Here is a 19,256-nt window from a genome sequence, read left to right as displayed (position 1 = left end):
AGTCGGATCATGAGCGAGGGAAACGCGGTCAGACTGCTCATCGTGGATGATGAGATCGGGTTCGCCGAGGTGCTGCGCAAGCGCATGGCTCGTCGGGGCGTGGATGTCTCGACGGCTGCGAGCGGCGAGGAGGCCGTTCGTACCCTGCGCCGCGTGGATTTCGACGTGGCCGTGGTGGACCTCAAGCTCGAAGGTATGGACGGCCTGGAGATTCTCAAGGTGTTCAAGCTCATGGTGCCCGAGATGCCGGTTCTGATGCTTACTGGACACGGCAGCGAGGAGGCGCGTGATGCCTGTATGCAGCAGGGGGCGAACGGATATCTGTCGAAGCCGATGGAATTCGAGCAGCTCCTGGAAACCGTGCTGCGGACGGCGGGCCGTGCCGGGGAGGCGTTATGAGGGAAATTCGGGTGCTTCATGTCGATGACGAACCCGACTTCGCGTCGGCCGTGGGCAAGCGGCTAACCCGGCGGGGTGTGTGTCTGCGCACCGCTCCGGGCGGCAACGAGGCCCTGGAAGCCCTCGCCTCGGAACACTTCGATGTGGTCCTGCTCGACATCAAGATGCCGGGCATCGACGGGATCAAGGTCCTGGGCGAGATCAAGCGGCAGTATCCACGGGTGGAGGTGATCATGTTCACGGCGCACGCCACTACGGACATCGTCATTTCAAGCCTGGCCATGGGAGCCTGCGACTACCTGCTTAAACCGGCGGCCATGGATGAGTTGATGGAAAAGATCCAGGCTGCTGCGCGGCACGGTAGAGGAAACGGTGAGGCCGGTGCGTAACCGAGCGGACGGGCTTCGGGAAAACAAGCAACATTTATAAGGAAGCGAGGAGAGTATGCACTTCTTCAAGGATTGGGGACGATTCATGATGGCGGGGGCCGAATCGCTCGCCCGCTGGGAGATCGAAAATGCAAGGTCGATCGTCAGCAGCCGGAAAAAGCTGATTATTATTGGGCTGATGCTGATTCCGGTGATCCTGGGCGGCATCTGTTTCGCCGATGATCTCGGCCCGGTTCTGCCCACGCTGTTGGGCGGCAAAAAGGCCTACAGCCCGGCCTTCTACAGCCTGGGTATCTTCCTGGTGTCCATCGCCATCGGCGTGGGTGCGGGACTCATTACCGGCTGCATCGGCGCGGGTGGCGGCTTCATCATCGCTCCGGCACTGATGAGTGCGGGCATCAAGGGCATCCTGGCGGTCGGTACCGACCTGTTCCACATCTTCGCCAAGGCGATCATGGGCAGCGTCATCCACCGCAAGCTCGGCAACGTCTCCGTTAGCCTGGCCTTCGTCTTCCTCATAGGCGCGGTGCTGGGAGCCACTGCGGGCGGCATCATCAACCGATTGCTCTACGAGATCAATCCGGTGCTCAGTGACGCCTTCATCACCACTGTCTACTCCCTGATGCTCGGTTTCCTCGGCTTCTACGCCCTGACCGACTTCCTGCGCTCGCGCAAGGCTGCGTCCGGCGGTGACGCCCACGGCGGCGAAGGGGTCGAGATTGGCGCCCTGTCCCGCAACCTGCAGTCCGTCAAGGTGCCTCCGATGATCAGCTTCGATCAGGACCTGGTTCCCGGCGGCCGTCGCATTTCCTGGATATTCCTGGTTCTCTCCGGCGTGCTGGTCGGTCTGGCAGCGGGCATCATGGGCGTTGGCGGCGGGTTCCTGACCTTCCCCATCTTCGTCTATGTGCTCGGCGTGTCCTCCATGACCACGGTCGGTACCGATATCTTCCAGATCGTGTTCACGGCGGGCTTCGCGTCCATCAGCCAGTATGCCATTTACGGCTTCATCTTCTACACCCTGGCCATGGGTATGCTCATCGGTTCCCTGCTGGGCATTCAGATCGGCGCACTGGTCACCAAGGTCGTGCCCGGCATCACCATCCGCGGTTTTTACGCCATGGCCGTGCTGGCCGGTTTCATGAACCGGATTTTCGCTCTGCCGAGCAAGCTGGCGGAAATGGAGGTCATTTCCCTATCACCCGCAACAGGCGCTCTGTTGAACAACATAGGTATATGGGCGTTCTTCATAGTCATCGGCGGATTCTCGGTCTGGGTTATCGGAACGTTTTTGAAGAACTTGGGCACGCTCAAGAGAGAGGAGGTTCGCTAACATGATTGCCAACAAGAAGGAATTCGGAACCGGAATCGGCCTGCTTGTGGTCTTCTTCGTGGTAATGGTGATCATGTTCCAGCCCATCTACCACGGCCATAACGGGATGCAGTATCTGGATCACCTGTACAACTCCATATCAAAGGGTTCCGTGGACTACGCGGCCAGCCTGAAGCCGGACGCCGCCGGATTGGCGGACCGCAATGTGACCCTGAATCTGAAGTACAAGGACATCAATGTCGCCACGCAGTCGGCCGCCATGCTCACCGCTGCCGGGGCCGAAGTGGCCGTGGACGGACAGGCGCTTACCGTGACCGGTTCCCTGGGAACCATTCTCGATGTGTGTCTGACCGACTCCAAGTCCCTATATGACAACGACGGCGACACGCTCAAGGGCAAGTATGGTGTGGAGGGCCGCCGTGTGCTCTACAACTGGTGGATGACCCTGAGCCAGATGGATAATTCCCTCAAGAAGCAGAAGGCGTTTGATGCGGCCAAGACCGTGCTGACCATCCAGAAGAAGGCGGTCGAGGCGGCATACAACTACTTCGGCATCGATGCGGAACACATATCGGAGCGCATGGGATTGGTTATCTTCTCCCTGGTGTTCTATGTTTTCTACACCCTGTGGTACGGCTTCGCCATCCTCTTCCTCTTCGAGGGCTGGGGATTGCGTCTCAGCCATTAATCTGGGAATCAGCCTAATGCCCCAACCCAGTACGGTCCGGCCCCCCGCAAGGTCGGGCCGTACGCCCCTGGGGCGGGGCATTTCGCCCCGGTTTTTGTTTACGCATCTGTCTATTTCTCGTATTGACGTCCGGTGAGGTCGCTTGGATGAATTTTCAGGATTATTACGACACTGTCATGCAGCTCAGCCACGGCATCGTGGTCACTCTGGACCTCCGGGGACGGGTGGTGCATGGCAATTCCGAGCTGGAAGCCCTCACCGGGTATTCCATGGATGAACTGGCGGGACTGGACTGGTTCGACACCTTCATCCCGGGACCGGAGCGCGCCGCGGCCCGCCGGGCCGTGCTGGAACACACCAACAGCCAGGGCGTTTCGGCCATGGCCGGCGTCATCAAGGACCGCGACGGCGACAAGGTCTACATCAACTGGAATCTCAAGCCGCTGGCCGATTCCGAAGGGTCCATCGTCTCGGTGCTCTGCGTGGGGCAGGATGTTACCGACCACACCCTGCGCGAGGACGGCCTGCTGCGCGAGCGTTCCTCCCTCATGGAGCGCAACCGGGAACTGAACTGCCTGTTCCAGATCAGCCAGATGGTCACTCGGGTGGACCGTGAACTGGCTCCCGTGTTCGAGGAGCTGATGCCCATCCTGCCGCCCGCCTTTCAGGACCCCTCCAATACTTTTTTGCGCCTCACCGTGGATCGCGACGTGTGGGAAACACCGGGATACTGCGACTTCGAAGCGGGCCAGTTGCTTAAGGAACCCATCCTGATCCTGGGTGAAAAGCGCGGCTCGCTGCGTGCGGTGCTGCGGCCCGGCGGACTGGGCGGCGGCCGATTCACCCCGGATGAACGGGACCTGCTGACGGCCGTGGCCCAGCAGGTTGCGGTCATGGTGGCCCGCAAGGAGACCCGTGTCGCCAAGCGGACGCTGGAGGCGCAGCTCAGGCGTGCGGACCGTCTGGCCAAGATCGGCCAGTTTTCCGCCGGAGTGGCCCACGAGATCAACGAACCGCTCGCCAACATTCTGGGGTTTGCCGAGCTGGCGCTTCAGTCACCGGGATTGCCGGAGCAGGTGGCCAGCGATCTCGGGAGCATAGTGGAATCGTCCCTGCACGCCAGGGAGATAATCCGCAAGCTCATGTTTTTTGCCCGCCAGTTGCCGCCGCAGCTCTTGCCCGTTGACCTCAACGAGGTGGTGGAGCAGGGACTCGGCATCACCCAGTCCGGAGCCAAGCGGGGCAACGTGGAACTGGTGCGCGACTATGCGGAGGGGATGCCCGTCATCATGGCCGACCCGCAGCACCTCAAGCAGGTGGTGGTCAATCTGGTCTCCAACGCCATTCAGGCCATGGAGCAGGGCGGGCAGGTCACCATCTCCACCCTCTCCGACGGCGAGGACGCCTACCTCATCGTGGAGGACACCGGGCCGGGCATGGACCGCGATGCCCTCAAGCAGATTTTCACGCCGTTCTACACCACCAAGGACGTGGACCGGGGCACCGGCCTCGGCCTCTCCGTGGTGCACGGCATCGTCAAGGCGCACGGCGGCGTCATCCAGGTGGACAGCGAGCCCGGCCGGGGCACGCGTGTCGAGGTGGTGCTGCCCTGTCAATCCATAAGCAATACGGCGGAATCATGAGTCAAGCCACGCGAATTCTCGCTGTTGACGACAGCCGGGCCACCCTGGAGGTCATCAAGCGCAATCTGGTGCCGGAAGGGTATGAGGTCCACACCTGCGAGCGGGTGAGCGACGCCCTGCCCCTGCTCGAAGACATGGCCATTGATCTGGTCATTACCGACTACCGAATGCCCCAGTCCACGGGCATGGACCTGATCCGCCACGTCCGGGCCAACTATCCGGATACCGAGATCATGATGATCACCGGATATCCGTCCATTCCCGGCGCGGTGGAGGCCATCAAGGACGGAGCTGGTGAGTATCTGGCCAAGCCGTTCACCACCGAGGAACTGCTCTCGGCCGTGGAGCGCATCGTGGAGCGGTTGCAGCGGCGTCGGGTCCTTTCCTCGTCCGATACCCCGCCCGACAACTTCGGCATCATCGGCAGCTCACCGGAGATGGAACATGTGTTCCAGCGTATCGGCAAGGCCGCGCGGACGGACGCCAACGTGCTCATTGCCGGAGACTCCGGCACCGGCAAGGAACTGGTGGCCCGGGCCGTGCACTACAACAGCGTACGCCGCGCCTCCTCGTTCGTGCCGGTCAACTGCACGGCCATCCCGGACAGTCTGGTGGAGAGCGAGCTTTTCGGCCACGTCAAGGGTGCCTTTACCGGGGCCAAGGACGGACGGGCCGGGTTCTTCGAGATCGCCAGCGGTGGTTCCATCTTTCTGGACGAGATAGGCGACGCCAGCCCGAACATGCAGGCCAAGCTGCTTCGGGTCATCCAGTCCAAGGAATTTTCCAAGGTGGGATCGAGCCGGGTGCATAAAGTGGATACCCGCATCATCGCCGCCACCCACAAGGATTTGCGGCGTATGGTGGAGGAGGGGACTTTCCGCGAGGACCTCTTCTACCGCATCAACGTGGTGGACATCCCGGTGCCTTCCCTGTGCGAGCGCGGGGACGACATATTGGTGCTGGTCAACCACTTCCTGACCAAGTTTTCCAAGGCCATGCACCGCACGCCGCCCCGGCTCACGGACGAGGCCCTGGGCGTGTTGCGCGGATATTCCTGGCCCGGCAATGTGCGGGAGCTGGAGAATCTGATTCAGCGGGTTGTGGTCATCGTGGACCACGACCCCATCGACGTGACCGACCTGCCGGACGCCATGCGCTTCTGCCTGCCGCGCGAGGCCGGAAGCAATCGCTCTCTGGCCGAGGTGGAGAGCGAGCACATCCAGCGCGTGCTGATGACGGTGAGGGGCAACAAGACCCGGGCTGCGGAAATCCTTGGCATCAACCGCAAGACTCTGCGCGAGAAACTGCGCCGCATAGAGGGCGTGGAGGATTGATCCCCACCCTCCCCCAAAAAAGGGGGAGGTGTTGTGCCCCCCTTTTCGGGCGCGTCGCGAAGTGCTGTTTTGTTGTCAGTCTGCTAAAGTTCGCAGGCTGCTCTGGGGAAGGATATCTCGAAACAGGCTCCGCCGGGTTCCCAGTCGCGGGCCGTGATGTCTCCGCCGTAGTCGGTGACGATGCCGTAGGAGATGGACAGGCCGAGGCCCGTGCCCTTGCCCACGTTCTTGGTGGTAAAGAATGGCTCGAAAAGCCTGTCGCGGATGGCCGTGGGAATGCCCATGCCCGTATCGCAGATGCGGAAACAGACCCGGTCGCCCTTTGTAAAGGAACGGATGTGGATGCGTTTGTCCGCTTCGCTGTTCTTGCCCGCCCATTTTTCCTCTATGGCATCGCGGGCGTTGAGCAGCAGATTGACCACTACTTGCTCCAACCGGTTTGAGTCGGCCATGATCATTGGCAGGCCGCCCTTCAGGTCCCAAATGACTTCAATATTGTGGATCGTCAGTTGCTGGCTGAAGAATTCGAAACCGCGTTGCAGCACATCGTTGACCTGTACCGGCATGGTCTTCATGTCGGATTTGCGTCCGAATTCGCGCATATGCTCGATGATCTTGGCGGCTCGCTCCACATGAGTGGAGATGCCTTCCGCCATTTCCTCCAATATTTCCGGTTCAATGGGGGCCTTTCGCTGCACCTTGCGCGTCAGCAGGTTGGAGATGGCCTGGAGGATGGTCAGGGGCTGATTCAGTTCGTGGGCCACACCGGTGGACATTTCGCCCAGGGTGGACATCTTGCTCGCCTGGATGACCTGCTGTTCGGCCACCACCTTGCGGGTGACGTCGGTGCAGACCACGATCAGGGCGTCCCGTTTGTCGAAGTCGGCCGGGGAGATGCGCGCGAACACGAAGATGGGATCGCCCTCCTGGGTGACATGCGTGCACAGCTCTATTTCCGGCCAGGTTCTGATGGGCTCGGCCCAGCCGTCCGCCTCCTCGGGCCGGAAAAGGCTCAGGAAGGAGCGTCCCAGCAGTTCCTCGCGCGGCCAGCCGTATATCTCTGTTGCCGATTCATTGCAGTTGATGATCTCCAGATTCTTTCTGTCCAGGACGAATACCGCGCCGGGAATGGAGTCGAAAATAGCGTGGTAGCGGTGCTCTGAAATGGCCAGCCGTTGCTCCAGTTCCTTCCGCCAGGTAATGTCCACCATCATTTCCATGGCGGCCACTACTTTTCCCTCCGGGTTGCGCACCGGCGAGGTGTAGACGATCCAATAAGTGGGGTGGCCGTCTTTTGACATGCCTGATTCTTCGCTCATGTGCGAACCGCCGTCGGCAAAGGTGCGGTCCACTGGGCATACCCGGCATTTTTCCAGCCGCCCCTTGTTCACCTGCCAGCACCGTTTGCCCTCCGGGGTGCCAAAGTGCTTTTCATAGGCCGAGTTGTGCTGGACGATCCGGTAGTCTCCGTCCACCACGCTGACCAGACAGGGCACGTTGTCGAACAGGTTGCGGAATTCCTCGCGTTGCTCCCGCAGGGCATGGTGGTTTTCAGAGATGCGTCTGGCCATGCCGTTGAAGGCGCGGCCCAGGGTGCCTATCTCATCGTTCTGGTCAAGGTCGATCTCGGTGAAGTGTTCGGTTGCGCCGTATTCCCTTGTTGCGCCGACAACCCGACGGATAGGCCGGAAGATGAAGCGGTAGGTAAACAGGAACAGGGCAGCGAAGGTGGCGATGAAGACCAGCAGCGAGCTTGTGATATTGGCCCGCTCGAAGGTGGAGATCATGGCGTTTTTGTCGTCCATGGCCACAGTCACGTCCAGCAAACCCAGGATTTTTTCGTCCTTGTTGTGGACGTGGCAGGGACCGGGCGAACACCCCTCGGAATTGGGGATGGGTGTCATGATGGCCATGTGCTGCGCGCCGTCCTTGTCCTCTATGAGCCGGGTGCGCTGTTTGAGCGGCATGACGGGCGGGGTGGGCGTATACTGGTGGCAGGTCCAGCATGGCTTGGCGTGGCGGTCGATGACCGTATCCACTTCTTCCGGCACGTTGGAAAAGACGATGCGCCCCTGCTTGTTGTAGACGCGTATGTTGCGGATCTCTTCCTGGCGGCTGATATTGTTGATGTTCTCTTTTATATCGTCTTCGGAATCCAGCATCATGGCGTAGTGCAGGGCGAGCATGATGGTGTCCGAGATCATGTTTATGTCGGACATGACCCCGGAGACGACGTTGCGTTTGAAATACCAGACGTTGAAGCCGGTCCAGAGGAAGGCGCACAGCAGGAGCGTGACCCCGCCGGACAGGATCATTTTGGCGATCAGGCTTGTTCGCACTCTTTTCAGGAACATCGGGCCTCCCTCCCGCCCGGCTGGCGCACGTTACTTTGCCGGCGGATGGTCCATCGGGCAGAGGCGGGCATCCTTGACCAGGTCGGCTAGGGAGTAGGAGTCGAGCATCTTGTACATGGCCATGCTGGCGTCCTCCCAAATGGAGCGGCGCAGGCACACGGCCGCGCGCGGGCAGGTGGATACATCGCCTTCACAGCCCGGCGACGGTTCTTCGCCGTCCAGCAGCCGGGCCACTTCGCCGATGGAGATGTCCTCGGGCTTACGCATGAGCACGTTGCCGCCGTTGGGGCCGCGTTTGCCTTTCACGTAGCCTGCCTGTTTTAAAACTTTAACAAGTTTTTCCAGATACTTGAGTGAAAGGTTTTCCCGCTCGGCCGAATCCTTGCTCGGCACGGGGTGGCCGTCTTCGGAGTGGAGCGCGATATCCAGGAGGAGGCGGGTTCCGTATTTGCTGCGCGTGGTCAGTTTCATGGCTGTCGATTCCCTGTAACCGGGGCTTCTTGCCCCTTATTGGTCCGCAACATAGCAGAAACCCCCTTACAATCAAATGGGTCGATAACGGCCTTTCCTAGCGGCTGTCGCCCCGCGGCAGGGTAATGGTGAAGGTCGTGCCCTCGCCCGGCGCGGAATCCACGGCAATGGAACCGCCGTGCTGTTCGATGGTCTGGTTGGAAATGAACAGGCCGATGCCCGTGCCGCGCTTGCCCTTGGATGAGAAAAACAAGGTGAAAATCTTTTCCCGGGTTTCTTGGTCCATGCCCATGCCGTTGTCCGTTATCTTGATGACCAGATTGTCATCGCCGCAGGATGCTGAGAAGGTCAGCAGTCCACCGCCGTGAGATCCGAGTCCTTCGCAGGCGTCCACGCCGTTTTCCAGAAAGTTGACCAGCGCGGCGGAAAGGGCGGCGGTGTCGGCATTGATCTGCCCCAGTCCATCCGGGAGATCCTCCACGAATTCGACTCCGGCCGAGGTTGCCTTGGTCGCGCCGATGGCGGCTGTTTCGCGCAGGAATTCCGTTGCGTCCACGGCCTCGGCTTCCAGCTCGCGGGACTTGGCGTAGTACAGGATGTCCAGGACCATCTTTTTGACCCGGCCGATCATGGACTTGAGGGTCTTGGTGGCCGCGTCAACCCGCTGGGCGTCTCCCTTGCGCAGGCCGGACTCCAGGCGGTAGATGCCGCCGTCCAGCGAGGTGAGCATCCCCTTGACGCCGTGGGACATGGAACCAAGCATGATGCCCAGCGAGGTCAGGTGATCCTGCAACCGCCGGATCTCGGTAATATCTGTGGACAACTCCATGGCCTGGAAGACCCGGCCCGATGCGTCGTGCAGAGGGGCGGACTGGACAAGCATGTTTTTGCGTTCGCCGGTAAGGGTGGTGACCACGGTCTCGCGCTGGCGGGCCTCGCCGTCCAGAAGCGTCTTGTCCACCAGACACCCCTCGCAGGGTTCGTTCCGGTGCTTGTACGCTTCGAAACAGAAGTGGCCTTCCACCTCGCCGAAGTCCCGCTTGAAGAGTCGGTTGGCCTCGACGATGTTCAAATCCGAGTCCTGCACCGTGATGTAGCAGGGGGCCTCATCGAAGAGTCTCTGGTATTTGTACTGGGTGGCGAGCAGTTCGTCCTTGAGGCGTTGCAGCTCGGTCATGTCCACTGAAATGTCGAGGACCAGCTCGATTTCGCCGTCCTTGTTCGGGAGCGGGGCGGTGTAAACCGTGACGGGGATTTCCTCGCCGTCCTTGCCCAGAAAGGTCTCGCGGCTGCGCTGGCCCTTGCCGGTCTGGAAGGTGCGCTGCACCGGGCAGGCATTGCCCGGCGAGGTGCGGTCGGAGTAGATATCGAAGCTGTTGTCGCCCACGTGCTCGCCCAGCCGTTCCGCAAAGAGGGTATTGTGGGCCACGATCTCAAGATAACGGTTGTGAATGGAGACGAGGCAGGGCAGTTCGTTGAACATGCCGGAGCCGGTTTCCACTTCGCGGGCCGCGCTTTCCAGGGCGGAGGAGAGGCCGTTGACCACCTGGCAGGCGGCGTTTTGCCGTTCCAGTTCGATGATGCGGCTGGTCTTCTCTTCCACGAGGCGTTCCAGGTTCTCCGTGTGTTCGCGGAGCTGGCGCTTCATGGTGTGCCGCTCCTTGGCGCGTTCCAGGGAGACTTCGAGGACGTCGTTGTTGATCGGTTTGGTGATGAAATCCGAGGCATCGAATTTCAAGGACTCGATGGCCAGATCAAGATCGCCGTGACCGGTGATCATGACCACTTCGGTATCCGGCGAAATTTTCTTTACATGCCGGAGCAGCTCAATGCCGTCCATGACCGGCATCTTGATGTCGGTAAAGATGATGTCGGGCTGAAACTTGTCGAATATGTCCAAGGCTTCACGGCCGTTTGCCGCGGTCTTGACCTCGTAGCCGAGGTCCATCAGGGACAGGCCGAGAAACCGGCGAACCCCCTCCTCGTCATCCACGAGCAGCAACTTGTTGAAATCCATCACAGCCTCCCGGCATGGCCGGAGGAGCATCCGTTCATGACGAATCTACTCCTCCGGATTCCGCAGCCTCCCCCAAGGATGCGGTGGGCTATTCGCCCAGTGCTTCACGCACTATCTGGATAACGTCCGCCGGGTCAAAGGGCTTCTTGATGGTCGCCACGGCCCGGCGAATGGCCAGATGTATCCCGGACAGGCCGCTGATGACGATCACCGGGATGTCCGAGAATTCCTTCTCGCTGGTCAACCGACGGTAGAAACGCGGTCCCCACTCGTGGGGCATTTCAATATCCAGCGTGATGAGGTCCGGCTTTTCGGCCATGGCCACATCATAGGCGGATATACCGTCGGATGCGCGGCAGGTGTCGTATCCGTGGTCTTCGAATACGCTGATGAGGTAGTCGACGATATCCGGATCGTCATCCACCACCATGATCTTTTTCGACATGCTTTCAACCTGGTGTTCAAGGCCGGGGATTATTCCACGGTGCCCGACACCGTATACTCAACCTGCGCGCAAGTTCAAGTCGGAAAACCCAGCCGATGCGGTGGCCGCGCCGACCGGGTTTTCCCTGTAACGTCATCGGCACTAGCCGATGTTATCCTTCACGATCTTGAGAAGCTGCTCGGGCTCGAAGGGCTTGGTCAGACTGGCCACGGCCTTGGGAATGGCGTACTTGATGGCATTCAGGCCGCTGATGACCACCACGGGCGTACGCTTCAGGGCGTCGTCCTGGCTGATCTTGCGGTAGAACCTCGGACCCCATTCATTGGGCATCTCCAGGTCCAGGGTGATCAGGTCCGGGGTTTCGGCCTTGGCGATGTCCACGGCTTCTGCGCCGTCGCTCGCGGTTACGGTCTCATACCCATTATCTCCCAGCAGTTCGGACAGATACGAACGAATCTCCACGTCGTCATCGACAATCAGGATCTTCTTTGTCATAATAGCCTCCTGGTTCGCACGAATCCCATCGTGCCATTTGCCGTGACCACTCCCGCCAAGGCTGGTCGCGGCATTTTAATTTCTGGCGTCCGGCCCCCGCCGAACGCCAGCTCAACGCTTATACCTTGTCGGGCTTGCTCACGCTCACAACGGGGCAGCCCGCGCGCAGGATAACTTGCTCCATGGTGGAGCCGATGCGCGCCATTTCCGGGTTCAGCTCCTGGGAGTGGTGCGCCATGACGATGAGGTCGGCGGACCGCTCGCGAGCCATCTTGACTATCTCCACATAGGGGACGCCCTCCCAGACTTCGATATCGCAATTCTTGAAGTCGCCAAGATCGTAGGTGGTGCGGATGCGCTCGCGCGCGGCGATGATCCGGTCCTCAATCTCGTTCTGGCCCAGCACCTTGCCGCTGATATCCAGGGCATGGAGGATGGTCAGGTCGCAATCAAGTTCCTTGGCCGTGGCCAGGGCGAACTTGAAGGCGCTGTCCGCCTGCCTGGAGAAGTCCGTGGCAAAGACGATGTGGCCGAACCCGCCCCAGTAGGAGGCGGTCTCGCGGTGGACGGTCAGCACCGGGCAGCGTGCGGCCTTGGCCACGCGTTGCAGGGTGGAGCCCGGGTATCCCTTGTGGTACACGGACTCGTTGCCGGAACTGGCGCCCATGACGATCAAGTCCACATCGTTTTCCCGGGCCGCGCGCAGAATCTCGCGGTGGGGCACGCCGGTGGTCGTGATGATCCGGGAGTACTCCACAGCCTCGATCTGCTTCTCGAAGGTGCTCTTCAGCTCCTCTTCGACCCAGGCGCGGTACTCGTCGTCCACTTCGACCTCTTCGCCGGTGCGGGTGTCGTTCACGACCTGGGAGTATGCCTTGGTAGGCACGCCCATGACGTTGAACACCAGCACCTCGGCGCCATAGCGTTTGGCCATGTCGAAGGCGACGCGGGCCGCGCCGAAAGTGGACGGAGCGCCGCTGGTCGCCAGCAGAATTTTCTTGAACATATTCACCTCGCTCCTTGGTTACTCGTCCTCTTCCTTGGGCAGCAGATGCTCGGGCACGTCAAGCATGCCGATGATCAGCGGCTTGAGGAACGACCAGCGGATGCCGATCTTGTATTCTTCCTCCAGGTCGCGGATGGCGTCCCAGCAGTTGTGGCAGGGGGCTATAACCAGCTTGCAGCCGGTCGCCAGGATTTGCTCCATCTTCTTGCGCAGGGCCACGTTGCGCTGCTCGCGGTACAGGCCGATTCCGTTGAATCCGCCACCGCCGCCGCAGCAGTAGTTGTGTTCCTTGTTGGGGGACATCTCCACGAAATAGCCCGGCTCAACGATGTAGCTGATGATTTCGCGCGTGATGTTCTTGAGACCCTGGTTGCGCACGTAGTTGCAGGAGTCCTGCAGGGTGACGGGCTCCTTGATGCGCTTGGCCGGGTCGATCTTGAGCTTGCCGGTGCGCAGGCACTCGGCCAGCCATTCTACATAGTGAATATAGGGCACCGGCGGCTGTCCGTCCTCGCGTCCGGCCCAGTAGGGGCCTTCGATGACCGTGGCGCGGTGTGCGTGGCCGCACTCGGTACCGATGGCCCGCTTGGGGTTCAGCCGCTCAATGGCGTTGTACACGTTGATGACGTTGTCCTTGCAGCATTCCCAGTCGCCGGCGAACATGGAAAGCGAGGTCTGCTCCCAGCCCTCGGAGGGTACGGTCCAGTTCTCGCCCGCCACATGGAAGAGAATGGCCGCTTCGGCGATATCCTCGGGGTAGTGCTTGGGCTCACGGGCGTTGCAGGTGTACATTATGTCCGCATTGGGCTTGTCCACGGGGATTTCCAGACCCGGCCATTCTTCCTCGGTCTCCTCGGCCATCCACTCGCAGGTCTCCACCCAATCCTCGGTGGTCACGTCCATCTGGGCGCGGTAGACGCGGTGCATACCGGCGCCGATCTTCAGCTCCCACGGCACGAAGCCCTGGGAGTAGAGAACGCCGCGCAGGTAGCTGAACATGACGCCCATGTCGATGCCATGGGGGCAGTACATGCCGCAGCGGTTGCAGCAGGTGCACTTGGACCAGGCCGTCTCCATGCACATCTGCATGAAGGCGTTGTCCACCTTGCCCTTCTTCTTCCACATCACGCCCAGCGTGGACTGGATCTTATAGGAAGGCACCTGCTCGGGCACCCGGCCGTTGACCTGGTACAGGAAGCAGGACTCGGCACACAGGCCGCAGTGGGCACAGATCTCAAGCCAGGTCTTGGTCTTGGATTTCATGGTGCTCTGGAGGGTGGCCCACAGCTTGTCGGTGTCCACATCCAGATGGTTCATCTCTTCGTAGTATAACTTGCCGCCCTTGTCGGCGAGGGTCAGCTTCAGCTGTTCCTCGGTCTTGACGGGCATCTTGTTACAAATAGTTCCTTCGGGCATTTCAATATCTCCCTTAAATAGACGATGCGGCTACCACGCCATGTCCGTTCCCTTCATGCCGCCGCGCTTGATGCCGTAGTCCATGCCGAGCTGCATGCGGGACATGAAGAACAGGATGACGTGGCTGAGCTTGGTGAAGGGCAGGCAGATGAGCCAGATTTCCCCGGTCAGGATGTGCGCGTTGAGCCAGAAGGCGTAGTCGCCGAGCTCGTAGCGGGCGATGAGGGCCGTGGCAAAGGGCAGCACACTGATGATCAGGAGCAGGTAGTCGTAGAAGGTGGTGATAATGCGTACTTCGGGGAAGGCGATCCGGCGCAGGGCCAGGAACAGGCCGCCCACAAGGCAGACCCAGGCAAGGCCGTCCGCCACGCCGGTGGGCAGGGTGGGCAGGCTGAAGCCGAAGGCCTGTTTGAACATCACGTTGTGCGCCTCCAGGAAGATCGGGGTGACGAGCAGCCCGATGTGGAAGGCGAAGAAGATGATGGTGAATCCGGGACGGGTCTGCCACAGCCGGGCCCTGAACGGGATGATGAAGGCCAGGATGGAACGCAGTCCGCCGCGAATGCCGTATTTGAGATTGGGGCGGTAAGCCACGCGGTCCAGCCGCCAGTCCAGGCCCCGCACATACAGCACGGCGCGGACCAAAAGGCCGCCGAAGCTGACGATGAATACCACCCAGAGCAGGGGCCCCGTGAGGAAGTCGTACATTTCCGCTTCTCCTTGATAATCCTATCGGTTTGGAGACGATGGCCGGGGCCTAGTCGTCCTTATGGTTGCCGCCCATGAGAAACCGCCAGTAGAGCGTGGCCGCCACGAGGATGCCCCCCATGATCAGGTACACGATGCTTTTGGTGTGGGTGTAGTAGTCTTGCAGAGTAAAGAATTCCATGGTTGGCACTCCTAGTGTTCGTCCTTGTAATCGGGATGTTCATAGAAGATGGGCATGTGCGTCGAGATGAACCGGAAGGCCAGCACGCCGATGGTAACCACGAACAGGGAGATGGTGATCTCGCCCCAGCTCGGGAAGTACCGCAGGTTGGAAGGCAGCTGCCAGTTGAAAGCCACCATGCTGATGTTGAACCGGTTGACGATGATGCCCAGGACGGTAAGACCGGCGGCCCACTTGATGAGCGGGATGTTTCGGTCGCGTGCGCCCACGGCGTACAGGAAGGAAGGCAGGGCCACGAAACCGAGCATCTCCACCAGGTACCACGCGCCGTAGCCCGTGGCGAGGTAGTGCCAGTTGTTGTCGTAGGCCAGGCCGATAACCTTGATGGCGAAGTACCCGAACAGCACGAGGGACGTGGCCTTTCCGAAACCGAGGATGAGGCCGTCGTGGTTATTCAGGTACTCCTTGTCCATCAAGTGGTGCATGGGCTTGTGGGAGAGCGTGCCCTCGAAGATGACCATGGACATGCCCGCACAGATGCTGGAGACGAAGAAGAACAGCGGCAGGTACGGAGAGTACCACAGCGGATGCAGCTTCGACGGCACGATGGTGTACAGCGCGCCCAGCGAGGACTGGTGCAGGGTGGACAGGACAACGCCCAGAATGGTCAGGGCGAGGGTCATCTTGACCACGATCTTGCGGATCTTCTTCATGCCCAGCCACTCGAAGGCGGCGGGAGTGAATTCGATGAAGAGCACGGTCAGGTAGATCATGACGCACAGACCCACTTCGAAGAGCAGCGACGTGGTGCCCTGCTGGACGAAGATGGGGTAGGGCAGCCGCCAGGGACGGCCGACGTCGTAACCCAGGGCAAAGACCACCAGGGCATAGCCCAGGAAGGCGGTCAGAATCGCGGGACGTACGCCCGCGTGGTATTTCTTCAGGCCGAAGATGTAACAGGCGGCGGAAGTGGTGTAGCCGCCCGCGGCCAGCGCAACGCCGCAGAGCAGATCGAAACCGATCCAGATGCCCCAGGGGTTGTTCTGATCCAGGTTGGTGACGGCACCCAGGCCGCCGGTGAAGCGCATCACCGTGACCACCACTCCGGCGACCAGGATGATGGCGGCAATGATATTGAACGGCGTGAACAGCGATTTGCGTTCGGCCGCGGCGTGTTCGACAGACGACATCTAGGATTCCTCCTCGCTGCTTTCGGTGTCCTCATCCTTGGCGGAGAGAGCCTCCTCTACGGCCTTCTTGACCTCGACCTCAATGAGCCGCTTGTTGGCGACATCGGCCTTTTTGAGCTCTTCGGAAAGCTTCTTCTCGGCTTCGGAAGAGGCCTTGGCCAGGGCGTTCTTGACGGCCATGACCTTTTCATCGTTGGCCACCTTGTCCTTGCGCTTGCTCACGGCATAGATGCCGCCCAGCAGCACCGGCCACAGGCCGACGACCATGGGCACGGCGGCCAGGGCGCCGGAGGTCAGCTCCGGAGCGGAGGTGGTGCCGAGGTCCTCGCGCATTCCGATCTCATGGAAAGGCACGTTGGAGATGTACATCCAGCTGGTGCCGCCCATTTCGTGCTCGCCGTAGATGTGCTGCACATAGCGGTCGGGGTGGGCATCGAGGCGGGCGCGGGCTATCTTGATGATCTCCTCGCGCGGTCCGAAGGTCAGAGCCTCCTTGGGACACCGCTCCACGCAGCCGGGCAGTTTGCCCTCGGCCAGGCGCGGCGCGCACATGGTGCACTTGCGGACCCGGGGAGTGATCGGATCGTCGTATTCATAGGCAGGGATGCAGAAGGGGCAGGCTACCATGCAGTAGCGGCAGCCCACACAGACCGAGGCGTCGTAGGTGACGGCGCCGTTCGGCTGCTTCTTGAACGCCCGCACGAAGCAGGCGGAGGCGCAGGCGGGTTCCAGGCAGTGGTTGCACTGAATCTTGCGGAACACGGAGCCCTTGCTCGTATTGTATTTGTTGACCACGGTGAAGGTCTTCTCGTCGGTCCGGCGTTCGGTGTCGAGTACCTTCAGATCGTCCAGCGGACGGTCGGGCGCGGGCAGCTTGTTGACCTCGTGGCAGGCCTGCTCGCACTGGCGGCACCCGATGCACCGCGTCTCGTCGAAGAGCACGGCCTTGGTGTCGGGGTGCGGGCCAAAGTGATGGTTCGTCGCCCCGGCTTTGCCCGGGAGTGCGGCGGTCGCACCCGCGGCGCCCAACAGTCCGAGGAATGTTCTGCGTAACATTTTGCGTATCTCCTTCGGTTAGTTGGCTTTTTTAGCGTGGCACCCAACGCAGTTCGTGGCGGCGGGCTTCTCGATTCCCATGGACTTGTGACAGCCCATGCACTGGCCATGGTAGGCGGCCTTCAGACCGGGCCGTCCCTCGTCCTCGCGGGTAAAGGGCTTGGCATGGCAGCTGGCGCAGCTGGGTGGATTCAGGGATGCCGGTGCGTTGTGGTGGCAACCCTGGCACATGGCCTCGGGAACGGAGTGGAAGTTGGCGGCCAGGCCGCTGTCCTTCATGCCGTCGTAGAGCTTGAGCACGATCTTGCGGTGCGGCATGGTGCTCGCCTGGTATTCGTTGGCCAGCGCGCCGATCTTGACGAACTCGGGGATGGCGTCCACGGCCACGCGGGCCTGATGCCCGGGACGGGAGGCGACAACGGCCTCGGCGGCTTCGGTCCGGGTCTCCTTGGGAGCCATGGCCATCAGCATGCCCTGGGAATCCTTGGCGGGCGCGTTGTGGCAGGTCTTGCAGGCAGTCTGGGAGAGGCCCTTGTCTTTCGGGCGCAGGTCGTGACAACCGGCGCACTCGGGCTTCTTCTGCTGCTCGGCATGGCAGCCGACGCAGGAGCGCTTGTTCTTCAAGTCGTGCATGGCCTGGCCGATGGTGACGTAACCGCCCTTCTCGACACCCAGCGGGGTATGGCAGCTGGAGCAGGCCTGCACGGACTTGTGGTGACACGCGCGACACGTGTCGGTTTGGGTCTCGTGGAATTTGTGGTCAAAGGCGACAGGAGCCATGCCCGTTGACTTGGCGTCCTTCTCAAGCGGCTTGATCGTCATGAGCACGGCATCGGGCTGCTTGCGCGGCAGGCGGGGCAGCTTGCCGCCCATGGCTGCGAGAGCCTTGGCTTCGGCATCCTTGCGGGCTGCGACGCCCTTTTCACCGTGGCAGCCGCCGCAGGTGACCGGGCCGGTCTTCGCGGCCTTCTTGTCGATCATGGACTGGTGGCAGGTCACACACTGGGCGTGGAAGGCGGCTTCCTTGTCCAGGGTGACGGGCTTGGCCGGGGTTTCGGTGTGGCAGGCCCGGCAGCTTTCTTCCTTGTCCTTGACGTAGACGGTCTTCTTGGCCGCCTCATCATAAATGTGGTGGCAGGCGCCGCAGTTGGTCTGCTCGCCCGCATCGGCCTTCAGTTCCTTGGAGTTCCAGTGCATGGCGTGCAGGGTGTGGTCCATGCCTGCTTCCGCGCGTGCAACCGGGGTGGAGGGCCGTTCCTGGTGACACCCGCGACACTCGCCCGCCTTGGGACCGGACTTGTAGCCCTTGTCCGCGGACTTGACGTGACAGGTGATACAGCCGTCGTGGTAGACCGCCTTGAGCTCATCGGCGGAGAGAGCGGGCTGGCCGTCCTCCTCAACCCGATTGAAGGTCAGGGCCATCTTGCCCTTGGAGTCCTTCTTGTGACAGGCCGTACAGCTCATGCCCTGGTCTTTCAGCGCCTTGGTGTGCGCATCGTGCATGAACACGGCCGCGGGCTGTTCCAGTGTTTCCAGTTTCGCGATGGTGTCGATCTTGATTACGTCCGGCCTGGTTGTGGCCCCGGACGAACTGTCGAACATGCCCATGGCTTCCATTTGGAAGCAGAGCATGACCGCCAGCACGATAGCGGCGGCACCCAGTCGCAGCATCCTTTTACCGTTTGCCATGTTGTCGATCCTTTCCTCGAAAAAGCGTTGATGGCAGAAAATCGGCCGAGAGCCCTGTCCTCCAAAACCCTACTAGGTGTGGATTCTCTGCCGCCCCCAGGCGCCGCCCCCCGGGCGACGCTCCATTCCGATATAAAACCCTCCTCTCGCGGTAGGTTAAAATACCCACCTGTTCGCGAGGTTTTTATCCATACTGGCTCGGTATGTTATTTGTCATGGCGGAGTCAAGGAAATTTGCCTTGCTGGTAACAATTACTGATATAGATGTAATATGCTAATATATAAGTTTTAATTGTCTGCATGTTGAATTGAGAGCGGCTTTCAATACATTGATACGATCCCCAAGCGGCAACGGTATTCGCTGTTCTATGGATTAATTTTAATACATACTAAAAAAGTGGGTATTTCTTTTGGGAAATTCTCAAGCAACAGACTGAAGTGA

The 19,256-nt window shown here is 60.7% G+C and carries 18 protein-coding genes; 6 read left to right on the top strand and 12 right to left on the bottom strand.

Annotated features, from left to right (window positions below):
* Positions 1–9 precede the first annotated feature (9 nt).
* The 6 genes from ACI0FG_RS12220 to ACI0FG_RS12195 all read left to right on the top strand — a co-directional run bounded on the left by ACI0FG_RS12220 (position 10) and on the right by ACI0FG_RS12195 (position 5,786).
* Positions 10–399 carry a response regulator gene (locus ACI0FG_RS12220; RefSeq protein ID WP_419785280.1) on the top strand — a complete coding sequence of 130 codons (390 nt, stop codon included), beginning with the start codon at positions 10–12 and terminating at the stop codon, positions 397–399.
* Complete coding sequence (locus ACI0FG_RS12215; RefSeq protein ID WP_419785279.1) at positions 396–788, top strand: response regulator; 393 nt, start codon at positions 396–398, stop codon at positions 786–788. Before ACI0FG_RS12220 ends, ACI0FG_RS12215 begins: the two co-directional genes overlap by 4 nt.
* Positions 789–843: 55 nt before the next feature.
* The gene (locus tag ACI0FG_RS12210; protein WP_419785278.1) at positions 844–2,121 is read left to right on the top strand and encodes a sulfite exporter TauE/SafE family protein; all 1,278 of its coding nucleotides are present in this window, start codon (positions 844–846) and stop codon (positions 2,119–2,121) included.
* Between the two features lies 1 nt (position 2,122).
* The gene (locus tag ACI0FG_RS12205; RefSeq protein ID WP_419785277.1) at positions 2,123–2,809 is read left to right on the top strand and encodes a hypothetical protein; all 687 of its coding nucleotides are present in this window, start codon (positions 2,123–2,125) and stop codon (positions 2,807–2,809) included.
* A gap of 146 nt (positions 2,810–2,955) precedes the next feature.
* Positions 2,956–4,452: a PAS domain-containing sensor histidine kinase gene (locus ACI0FG_RS12200; protein ID WP_419785276.1), complete on the top strand. Its 1,497-nt coding sequence runs from the start codon at positions 2,956–2,958 to the stop codon at positions 4,450–4,452.
* A complete protein-coding gene (locus ACI0FG_RS12195; protein WP_419785275.1) occupies positions 4,449–5,786 on the top strand; it encodes a sigma-54-dependent transcriptional regulator in 1,338 nt (445 codons plus the stop codon). The genes ACI0FG_RS12200 and ACI0FG_RS12195 overlap by 4 nt, the downstream gene beginning before the upstream one ends.
* Positions 5,787–5,869: 83 nt before the next feature.
* Here the strand turns inward: ACI0FG_RS12195 and ACI0FG_RS12190 are convergent, their stop codons facing one another.
* From ACI0FG_RS12190 to hmcA, 12 genes are all read right to left on the bottom strand, one after another.
* On the bottom strand, positions 5,870–8,140 hold the full coding sequence (locus ACI0FG_RS12190; protein WP_419785274.1) for a PAS domain-containing protein: 2,271 nt from the start codon (positions 8,138–8,140) through the stop codon (positions 5,870–5,872).
* A 30-nt stretch (positions 8,141–8,170) separates the two neighbouring features.
* Complete coding sequence (locus ACI0FG_RS12185) at positions 8,171–8,611, bottom strand: RrF2 family transcriptional regulator (RefSeq protein ID WP_419785273.1); 441 nt, start codon at positions 8,609–8,611, stop codon at positions 8,171–8,173.
* Positions 8,612–8,708: 97 nt separating this feature from the next.
* Positions 8,709–10,628 carry a response regulator gene (locus ACI0FG_RS12180; RefSeq protein WP_419785272.1) on the bottom strand — a complete coding sequence of 640 codons (1,920 nt, stop codon included), beginning with the start codon at positions 10,626–10,628 and terminating at the stop codon, positions 8,709–8,711.
* Between the two features lie 88 nt (positions 10,629–10,716).
* On the bottom strand, positions 10,717–11,073 hold the full coding sequence (divK, locus tag ACI0FG_RS12175; protein WP_419785271.1) for a DVU0259 family response regulator domain-containing protein: 357 nt from the start codon (positions 11,071–11,073) through the stop codon (positions 10,717–10,719).
* 141 nt (positions 11,074–11,214) lie between these two features.
* Complete coding sequence (gene divK, locus ACI0FG_RS12170; protein ID WP_419785270.1) at positions 11,215–11,568, bottom strand: DVU0259 family response regulator domain-containing protein; 354 nt, start codon at positions 11,566–11,568, stop codon at positions 11,215–11,217.
* A 118-nt stretch (positions 11,569–11,686) separates the two neighbouring features.
* A complete protein-coding gene (locus ACI0FG_RS12165; protein WP_419785269.1) occupies positions 11,687–12,574 on the bottom strand; it encodes a universal stress protein in 888 nt (295 codons plus the stop codon).
* Between the two features lie 18 nt (positions 12,575–12,592).
* Positions 12,593–13,990, bottom strand: coding sequence for a sulfate respiration complex iron-sulfur protein HmcF (gene hmcF, locus ACI0FG_RS12160; RefSeq protein WP_419785268.1), 1,398 nt, complete (start codon positions 13,988–13,990; stop codon positions 12,593–12,595).
* Positions 13,991–14,020: 30 nt separating this feature from the next.
* The gene (hmcE, locus tag ACI0FG_RS12155) at positions 14,021–14,698 is read right to left on the bottom strand and encodes a sulfate respiration complex protein HmcE (RefSeq protein ID WP_419785267.1); all 678 of its coding nucleotides are present in this window, start codon (positions 14,696–14,698) and stop codon (positions 14,021–14,023) included.
* A 49-nt stretch (positions 14,699–14,747) separates the two neighbouring features.
* Complete coding sequence (gene hmcD / locus ACI0FG_RS12150) at positions 14,748–14,879, bottom strand: sulfate respiration complex protein HmcD (protein ID WP_419785266.1); 132 nt, start codon at positions 14,877–14,879, stop codon at positions 14,748–14,750.
* Between the two features lie 11 nt (positions 14,880–14,890).
* Positions 14,891–16,069, bottom strand: a complete 1,179-nt coding sequence (gene hmcC / locus ACI0FG_RS12145; RefSeq protein ID WP_419785265.1) for a sulfate respiration complex protein HmcC — start codon at positions 16,067–16,069, stop codon at positions 14,891–14,893.
* The gene (gene hmcB / locus ACI0FG_RS12140; protein ID WP_419785264.1) at positions 16,070–17,125 is read right to left on the bottom strand and encodes a sulfate respiration complex iron-sulfur protein HmcB; all 1,056 of its coding nucleotides are present in this window, start codon (positions 17,123–17,125) and stop codon (positions 16,070–16,072) included.
* 18 nt (positions 17,126–17,143) lie between these two features.
* Positions 17,144–18,814 (bottom strand): sulfate respiration complex hexadecaheme cytochrome HmcA, encoded by a 1,671-nt coding sequence (gene hmcA, locus ACI0FG_RS12135; protein WP_419785263.1) that lies wholly within the window; start codon positions 18,812–18,814, stop codon positions 17,144–17,146.
* Between the last annotated feature and the right edge of the window lie 442 nt (positions 18,815–19,256).

The sequence above is a fragment of the Pseudodesulfovibrio sp. 7M6 genome (assembly GCF_050058625.1).
In the GTDB taxonomy this organism is placed as follows: domain Bacteria; phylum Desulfobacterota; class Desulfovibrionia; order Desulfovibrionales; family Desulfovibrionaceae; genus Pseudodesulfovibrio; species Pseudodesulfovibrio salinus.
Note: the sequence above shows the minus strand (reverse complement) of the source record. Positions and strands in the feature narration are given on the sequence as shown.

Excerpts from the sequence above, each read along its gene's own strand:
- ACI0FG_RS12180 (WP_419785272.1), bottom strand. The coding sequence starts at position 10,628 with ATGGATTTCAACAAGTTGCTGCTCGTGGATGACGAGGAGGGGGTTCGC.
- ACI0FG_RS12185 (WP_419785273.1), bottom strand. The coding sequence starts at position 8,611 with ATGAAACTGACCACGCGCAGCAAATACGGAACCCGCCTCCTCCTGGAT.
- hmcA (WP_419785263.1), bottom strand. The coding sequence starts at position 18,814 with ATGGCAAACGGTAAAAGGATGCTGCGACTGGGTGCCGCCGCTATCGTG.
- ACI0FG_RS12220 (WP_419785280.1), top strand. The coding sequence starts at position 10 with ATGAGCGAGGGAAACGCGGTCAGACTGCTCATCGTGGATGATGAGATC.
- hmcF (WP_419785268.1), bottom strand. The coding sequence starts at position 13,990 with ATGCCCGAAGGAACTATTTGTAACAAGATGCCCGTCAAGACCGAGGAA.
- hmcC (WP_419785265.1), bottom strand. The coding sequence starts at position 16,069 with ATGTCGTCTGTCGAACACGCCGCGGCCGAACGCAAATCGCTGTTCACG.
- ACI0FG_RS12195 (WP_419785275.1), top strand. The coding sequence starts at position 4,449 with ATGAGTCAAGCCACGCGAATTCTCGCTGTTGACGACAGCCGGGCCACC.
- ACI0FG_RS12200 (WP_419785276.1), top strand. The coding sequence starts at position 2,956 with ATGAATTTTCAGGATTATTACGACACTGTCATGCAGCTCAGCCACGGC.
- ACI0FG_RS12210 (WP_419785278.1), top strand. The coding sequence starts at position 844 with ATGCACTTCTTCAAGGATTGGGGACGATTCATGATGGCGGGGGCCGAA.
- ACI0FG_RS12215 (WP_419785279.1), top strand. The coding sequence starts at position 396 with ATGAGGGAAATTCGGGTGCTTCATGTCGATGACGAACCCGACTTCGCG.
- ACI0FG_RS12165 (WP_419785269.1), bottom strand. The coding sequence starts at position 12,574 with ATGTTCAAGAAAATTCTGCTGGCGACCAGCGGCGCTCCGTCCACTTTC.
- hmcB (WP_419785264.1), bottom strand. The coding sequence starts at position 17,125 with ATGTTACGCAGAACATTCCTCGGACTGTTGGGCGCCGCGGGTGCGACC.
- hmcE (WP_419785267.1), bottom strand. The coding sequence starts at position 14,698 with ATGTACGACTTCCTCACGGGGCCCCTGCTCTGGGTGGTATTCATCGTC.
- ACI0FG_RS12190 (WP_419785274.1), bottom strand. The coding sequence starts at position 8,140 with ATGTTCCTGAAAAGAGTGCGAACAAGCCTGATCGCCAAAATGATCCTG.
- divK (WP_419785271.1), bottom strand. The coding sequence starts at position 11,073 with ATGTCGAAAAAGATCATGGTGGTGGATGACGATCCGGATATCGTCGAC.
- divK (WP_419785270.1), bottom strand. The coding sequence starts at position 11,568 with ATGACAAAGAAGATCCTGATTGTCGATGACGACGTGGAGATTCGTTCG.
- ACI0FG_RS12205 (WP_419785277.1), top strand. The coding sequence starts at position 2,123 with ATGATTGCCAACAAGAAGGAATTCGGAACCGGAATCGGCCTGCTTGTG.
- hmcD (WP_419785266.1), bottom strand. The coding sequence starts at position 14,879 with ATGGAATTCTTTACTCTGCAAGACTACTACACCCACACCAAAAGCATC.